Genomic DNA, 6,818 nt, shown 5'->3' with positions numbered 1-6,818 from the left:
CCAGGGTGGCGGGCTGGGCCTGGGGGTTCATCACGCACAGCCAGCAGTCGAAGCCGGGGCGCGTGCAGCCCTCGGCGAAATACCAGGTGTCAGAGGGGGCGGTGGCGCCGGCCGCGTCGTGGCCGCCCGCGAGGTTGGCGTGGTAGTTGAAGTACATGGGCCTCTCCGCCACCACCGCGAGGTCGCTCGTGAGCAGCATGGAGACGTCCTGTCCCGTGCCCACCACGTCGGCCACGTTCAAGGTGTAGCGGGAGAGGGGCGCCACGGTGGCGGTGCGCTGGAACTCCGCCCCCGCCGGGGTGAGAAAGGAGATGTCCAGGGTGGCGGGCTGGGCCTGGGGGTTCATCACGCACAGCCAGCAGTCGAAGCCGGGGCGCGTGCAGCCCTCGGCGAAATACCAGGTGTCAGAGGGGGCGGTGGCGCCGGCCGCGTCGTGGCCGCCGCTCCAGTCATAGGAATAAGCCTGCAGGTCCGATGCGGCGAACCCCGCCGCGGCGGTGGCGAGTATAGCGATGAACAGGACGGCCATGGTTCTTTTTAACATCTCTATCTATTTCTCGCAGCCGCCCGCGGCTCCCTTCCGCCATCTCACCGTCAACGAACGGCCGTGCTCCGCCGAATTAACATATTATAGTAGAGGCAGAGACCGCAGGCCGTATCACCAGAGCGAGGAACGAGGCTGGGAAATGGAACTCGAACGGCGTTTGGCCAGGATCCTCACGGTCGTAGCGATTGTGGCCATCCCCGTGACGGCCATCATCATCAACCTCCCGCACAGCCAGGAGATGGACTATTCCGTGCTCTATACCGCCCTGGCCGCTCTCGCCGTGCTCATCGCGGTACAGAACATGGTCATCTTCTATCCCAGCAAGCACGGCAGGCTTTTCCCGCGCGTGCCACCGTTTTTCATCGGCATCGTCTTCTTCAACCTCATCATCTGCGTAGCCATCTTCTTCAGCGGAGGCCTGGACAGCTCCCTCTATTACGCGGCCCTCATCGGCCCCATCGTGGCCGGGATATCTTTTGAGCTGCCGCTGGCAACCGCCAGCACAACCATCCTCTCCGTTCTCTACCTGGCGGTGGTCTTCACCCACAGCGAATTCCGCGTGGAGCAGGTGCAACTCCTCGCCTTCAACGTCCTCTATCTCTATCTCGCCTGCCTCTTCGCCAACCGCCTGGCCCTGGAGCTGCGCCGCCAGGAGCAGTCCAAGGACGAAGTGGCCAACCTGGGGGACTTCATACGCAGGCTGGAGAAGGCGAAGTCGGAGTTCGTCTCCATGGTCTCCCACGAGCTGCGCACCCCCCTCACTTCCATCCACGGTTTCAGCGAGATCCTGGCCACCAAGGACATGGAGCCGGAGAAGAAACAGGAGTTCTACCGCATCATCCTGAACGAGTCAGAGCGCCTGTCGCGCCTTATAACCAACCTGCTCAACCTCTCCAGGATAGAGGCGGGGATCGAGCTGAACAGGGAGATGATAAACCTGGCGGACCTGGTAGAGGAGGACATGGAGTTCTTCCGCTCGCAGACCAGCGCACACGAGTTGAAGTACCTCGGGACCAATCAACTGCCCCAGGTTTACGGCGATCAGGACCGCATACACCAGGTGATCAGCAACCTCCTCTCCAACGCTATCAAGTACTCGCCGGAGGGGGGGACGGTGGAAGTGGAGACCGGCGTGGAGGGCAAGTACGTGACCATCTCCGTCACCGACCACGGCATCGGCATCCCCAGCGAGGAACTGCCCCATATCTTCGAGCGCTTTCGCCGTGTCGAGAACGAGGAGCTCACCGAGATCACGGGCACCGGCCTGGGTCTGGCCATCGTCAAGAACCTCGTGGACCTGCACGGAGGCAAGATCACGGTGCGCAGCGAGCCGGGCCAGGGGAGCACCTTCACCGTCTATATACCGATCAGGGGGGTGTGACCGGAGTTGTACCGACAGAACCTCATGCGCATGCTGGGCGGCCTGATCTGGATCGCGATCCCGATCGTCGCCTTAATGCTCTTCCTGCCCCACGAGACGGCGATCGACTACGAGATGTCGCTCCTCTTTCTCTTCTGCATACTGCTGGTCAACTTCCTCAACATGCTGCTCCCCTTCAAGGAGAAGCTCTTCAGCCGGCATTTCACCCTGCTCACCAGCCTGTACAGCGTCTCCCTGATCGCCCTGGTGTGCGCCGCCATCCGTTACAGCGGGGGGGCCCACAGCCCCCTGTTCACCTTTCTCCTCCTGATCACCGCCTTCAGCACCAGCCTCTTCACCTCCTTCCGGGCCGCCGCCCTGATCTCCGGCCTGTCGACCGCCCTTTACCTGGCCATGCTCTTCACCTTCACCGACCTCATGCGAAACGATGCCCAACTGGTATGCGCCCAGGTCTTTCTGCTCCTGCTCATATCGTTCTTCATCAACCGTCTCGGGGTGGAGAGCCGCGAGCAGGCACAGGAGCGGGCGGAGGCCATGGAGGAACTGCGTTCCCTCTCCCAGATGGACCGTGCCGCCTCCAGCTTCGTCTCCGCCGTGAGCTTCGAGATGCGCACCCCCCTCACTTCGATCCTCGGTTTCAGCGAGCTGCTGGCCTCCATGAGCCTGGACGCGAAGAAGGAGCGGGAATACGTGGAGATCATCAGCCGGGAGGCGGACAACCTCTCCGGGCTGGTGGAGGACCTCCTGGACATCTCCCGCCTGGAGTCGGGGAAGGTGCAGTTGAACCGCGAATACACCAGCCTCAAGCACCTGCTCGAGATGAGCCTGCCCGTACTGGAGCAGGTATGTGACCCCGCCCAGGTCATGGCGAACATCCCCGACGACCTTCCGGGGGTGATGGTCGACCCGCAGCGCATGAAGCGGGTCTTCGACTCCGTGTTCGGATATATCGTTAGGAGGTCGGGCCGGGGCACGGAGGTGAGGGCATCGGCGAAAACGGAGGGGCAGGAAGTGGTGATGACCATGAACATCCGCAACCGGGAGGCGCCCGGGTTTCCCCAGGACGGCAGCCGCATCTTCCCGCCCCTGGGCGAGCCCGACAAGGACGACCTGGAGTTGGCCATGGCCCGCAGGATCGTCATGGCGCACCGGGGGAGCATCAACCTCATCCAGACCTCCGGGGGATGGTTCACCATCGTCATGCGCCTGCCCGAGCTGGCCATGCGGACCGCCCTCGACACCTACGATGAAAGCGCGCTTGGGGTCAGCCCCTGACATGTGACATTTTCTCGATTTAGTGGATCGAAAGAAGCTACCTCTATTGAAAATGTCACATGTCAGGGGCTGACCCCGAAACTGACCCCATAACCACGAAACCTGCTATCTTAATGCCATGAACGAGCACCACATCCCCGCGAGAGAGCACGAGGTAGATATCGTACAGGGCCGCTGCCGCATCTGCGGGGAGTCCACCGCCATCCTGCGCTTGACCGAGTTCAACCTCAAGCTGTGTGAACCCTGTTTCGTGCGTTTCTTCGAGCGCCGGGCACGCCGCGCCATAGAGAAGCACGACATGATGGGCGAGGGCGACCGCGTGGTGGTGGCGGTGTCTGGGGGGAAGGACTCCACCGCGCTGCTCTACGCCTTGCGCCGACTGGGATTGTTCATGGGATTTGAGCTCTCCGCCCTCCACTTCCACCTCAACATGGGTGACTATTCCGACCGCAACCTGGAGGCGGTGCAGGAGCAGGCGCGCATAGCCGGGGTCCCCCTGGAGGTCACGCGCCTGGGAGACCTGGGGCTGCGCGTGTGCCGCGTCAAGGGCTGGCAGCCGTGCGCGGTATGCGGGGTGATCAAACGTTCCCTCATGAACCGCGAGGCGAACCGGCTGGGGGCCACGGTGGTGGCCACCGCCCATACCCTGGAGGACATCCTCCTCTTCACCTTCAAGAACCTCCTGTCGCGCCGCTTCTACGTGCCGCTGCCGGTGTTGCCCGCCGCCGGGGGCATGACCCGCAAGGTCAAGCCCCTTGTCTACACGCCCGAGAGGCTGAACCTCGTCTACTGCCGTCTCCGGGACATGCCGGTGTTCGAGGAGAAATGCCCGGAATGGACCCCGCGCGGGCACTCCTTGAAAGGCGTCTTCGAGCACATGGAGGCGGTCATGCCCTCCAGCAAACTGCAGCTGCTGCTCTCGCTGCAGGAGGCTATCCCCGGCGGGGAGGACTTCTACGAGGCAGCTCACGCAGCCTGCGGGAGGTGCGGCGAGCCCACCTCCCAGCCCCTCTGCGCCCTCTGCCAGCTCGCCGACTGGTTCTCGCGATCGAAACCGGGACCAAGCTCAAGTACCTCCGCCCCATAGACATGGACGAGGTCGCCGTGGACTTCCCCGCCCTCAAGACCGTCATCGCCCATTTCAGCTGGTCGTGGCATGAGGAAAACATGACCACCTGTCAGCGCAACGTCAACGTCTGGTTCGACATAGCGGGGTGGGCACCGCGCCACATCCCGGAGTCCGTGGTGCGCTACATGGACGTGCCCTCCGACAAGGTGCTCTTCGGCAGTGACTACCCGCTGGCGTCGCGCCAGAGGATAGTGAAGGAACTGGACGGGCTGGGGTTGAAAGAAGAGACGGAGCAACGCCTGCTGCACGACAACGCAGCGGCATTGCTCGGCCTGTAGGCAGAGGGGCGGTACGGTCGGTACCCCGGCCACTCCGGCCCCGCAGCCCGCCGCGGACATAACAAAGGCCCGCGGCCGAGATGAAGAGAGGTGAACAAGGATGGCCTTCTGCCCCAACTGTGGCAGGGATGTATCGGATGACGCTTCTTTCTGCCCAGCCTGCGGTGCCACCATCGCGGCGTCCGCGGGAGCGGGTGGATCACCCCCTCCCCAGGCACCGGAGGCGGCAGCTCCTCCCCCACCGACCACCGCACCGCCGCCCCGGCCACCGGCCCCGCCCATGGGCGTTCAGCCCCCCTACGCGCAGCAGCCCATGGGGGCCCCTCCCGCCCACGTCCCCGGCGTGGTGCCCCCGCCCCCGGTGAAGCAGAAGACGGGGTCGGCGTGGAAGATAGCCATCATCGTCGGTCTCATCGTCATCCTGGTCATCGGAACCGGCATCGCCCTTCTGGCCGTTTTCGTCTTCACGACGGTAAAGGCGCCCGTCGACGTCACCAACCGCTACATCGAGGCCATCAACGATGGGGATGCCGAGGAAGCCTGGGATCTCCTCCATCCCGATTCTCCTTTCAGGGAGACCTTCACCCTGAGCACGTTCGAGTCCCAGGTCGTTGACGGCAACGTAAGGCTTACCACGTGGGATGCCAACGAAGTGGAGGTAAAGGATTCCCGCGCGACGGTCGGAGTGGATATGGAAAATGTCGATGGGGAAGAGTTCCGGGTGGATTTCGAGTTGAGAAAAGACGGGGGCGACTGGAAGATCTACGATTACACCGCCGCCGAGATATGAGCCGCCGATACGACGGATGAAATGACGGCAGGCCTACAGGAGGATCTCTTCCATGGTCTTGCGGCTGCGCGCCCCTGGCTTCTCGGCGGGGTAGCCGAGGGGGAGGAGGAACAGGGGAGGGCACTGCGGGGGCAGGGAGAGGATCTCGGATACCCGCTCCGGCTGGAAAGCCCTCACCCAGCACGTACCCAGGCCCAGTGACATGGCCGCCAGTACCATGTTCTCGACGGCTATGGAGACGTTTATCATCGCGGCGGTCAGGTTCCTCTCCTCCATATCCTCCGCCCTGCCGGAACGCAGCATGCGCAGGAGCATGGGTAGCGAGACCTTTACCGCCCCGGCGCGGAGCAGTTCACGGATCCTGGCGGCCCTCTCCCCAAAGGCATCGAAGTCGGCGCAAGCCACGATGACCACCGGCGCGTCCTCCACGAAGCGCTGGTTGAAGGCTGCCTCCCTGAGAGATCTCCTGGTGGCCGCGTCGGTGATCACCTTGAATTTCCACGTCTGGAGGTTGCTGGCAGACGGCGCCATCCGCGCCGCTTCGAGCAGCTCGTCGATGATCTCTTGCGGCACCGGCCTGCTCTCGTAACGCCTGATGCTTCTCCTGCCGCGGATCGCCTCCATGACCTCCAACCCTTGCGCCTCCCATCGGACTCGGATGTCGCTGTCACTCCCCACGTCCCCGAGCAAGATGCTCTGGTTCCAGATGAAACATGACCCTCTCTACGAGCGCTTCTATGCCCGCGCCCTTGGACACGAAATCGCTCGCCCCCATCTTCTTCAGCTGCTCGATGCTCTGCCTGCGCGTGAGGACCGAGTTGACGATGACCGGGATCCCTCGCGTGGTCTTGTCCTGCTGCAAACGCTTCAGGATACTGATGCCGCTGCGCCGCGGCATATGAATATCCAGGATAATAAGGTCCGGCAGGATCCGCTGGGTTGCCTGCACAGCATTGGTCGCGTCCAGGCACAGATGTGTCTTGAGGCCTTTTCCGTTGAGCATTATCTCGGCTAACCTGGCGATGGAACGGTCGTCTTCGATCACCAAGACCGTTTTCTGGTTCATCAATACGAGTATAACCAGGAAGTTCATAAGAGGTCAAAAGGGGCGGAGATATACATCTCGCCCCTCTTGAACAAGAAGTCCTTGACCGGCTTGCCTCTCACCCCCTCACGGCCATAACAGCCCCGCTCGCGTGGGCGCCCATGCCATACATCCCGGACTCCTGGTCCATGGCGCCCATCAACACAAGCGATGTAGCCGTTTCGAAGCGACCGCCGCCAGAAACCCTACTTCTTCGCCGCCTTCTTCGCGGGCTTCTTCGCCGGCTTCTTGGCCGCCGCCTTCTTCGCGGGCTTCTTCGCCGGCTTCTTGGCCGCCGCCTTCTTCGCGGGCTTCTTCGCCGGCTTCTTGGCCG

8 protein-coding genes are annotated in these 6,818 nt (G+C 63.0%); 5 read left to right on the top strand and 3 right to left on the bottom strand.

Annotated features, from left to right (window positions below; all coding sequences use genetic code 11):
- Positions 1-544, bottom strand: a 544-nt coding sequence (locus tag AB1384_11210) for a hypothetical protein (protein ID MEW6554841.1), incomplete at its 3' end; no start/stop codon positions are given.
- Positions 545-686: 142 nt separating this feature from the next.
- On the opposite strand from AB1384_11210, the gene AB1384_11205 reads away from it, so the two are divergent.
- From AB1384_11205 to AB1384_11185, 5 genes are all read left to right on the top strand, one after another.
- A complete protein-coding gene (locus AB1384_11205) occupies positions 687-1,928 on the top strand; it encodes an ATP-binding protein (GenBank protein ID MEW6554840.1) in 1,242 nt (413 codons plus the stop codon).
- A 6-nt stretch (positions 1,929-1,934) separates the two neighbouring features.
- Positions 1,935-3,203, top strand: a complete 1,269-nt coding sequence (locus AB1384_11200) for a HAMP domain-containing sensor histidine kinase (GenBank protein MEW6554839.1) — start codon at positions 1,935-1,937, stop codon at positions 3,201-3,203.
- A 118-nt stretch (positions 3,204-3,321) separates the two neighbouring features.
- Entirely contained in the window at positions 3,322-4,290 is a 969-nt protein-coding gene (locus tag AB1384_11195; protein MEW6554838.1) for an ATP-binding protein, read from the top strand.
- 17 nt (positions 4,291-4,307) lie between these two features.
- A complete protein-coding gene (locus tag AB1384_11190; GenBank protein ID MEW6554837.1) occupies positions 4,308-4,610 on the top strand; it encodes an amidohydrolase family protein in 303 nt (100 codons plus the stop codon).
- Positions 4,611-4,710: 100 nt separating this feature from the next.
- Positions 4,711-5,400 (top strand): zinc ribbon domain-containing protein, encoded by a 690-nt coding sequence (locus AB1384_11185; protein MEW6554836.1) that lies wholly within the window; start codon positions 4,711-4,713, stop codon positions 5,398-5,400.
- A 33-nt stretch (positions 5,401-5,433) separates the two neighbouring features.
- Here AB1384_11185 and AB1384_11180 read toward each other — a convergent pair whose 3' ends face one another.
- Both AB1384_11180 and AB1384_11175 read right to left on the bottom strand, forming a co-directional pair.
- The gene (locus AB1384_11180) at positions 5,434-6,024 is read right to left on the bottom strand and encodes a nitroreductase family protein (protein ID MEW6554835.1); all 591 of its coding nucleotides are present in this window, start codon (positions 6,022-6,024) and stop codon (positions 5,434-5,436) included.
- A 43-nt stretch (positions 6,025-6,067) separates the two neighbouring features.
- Positions 6,068-6,445 (bottom strand): response regulator, encoded by a 378-nt coding sequence (locus AB1384_11175; GenBank protein MEW6554834.1) that lies wholly within the window; start codon positions 6,443-6,445, stop codon positions 6,068-6,070.
- Positions 6,446-6,818 lie beyond the last annotated feature (373 nt).

This window comes from Actinomycetota bacterium (genome assembly GCA_040757835.1).
Classification (GTDB): Bacteria; Actinomycetota; Geothermincolia; order Geothermincolales; family RBG-13-55-18; genus SURF-21.
This window is presented reverse-complemented; position numbering and strand designations above follow the sequence as displayed.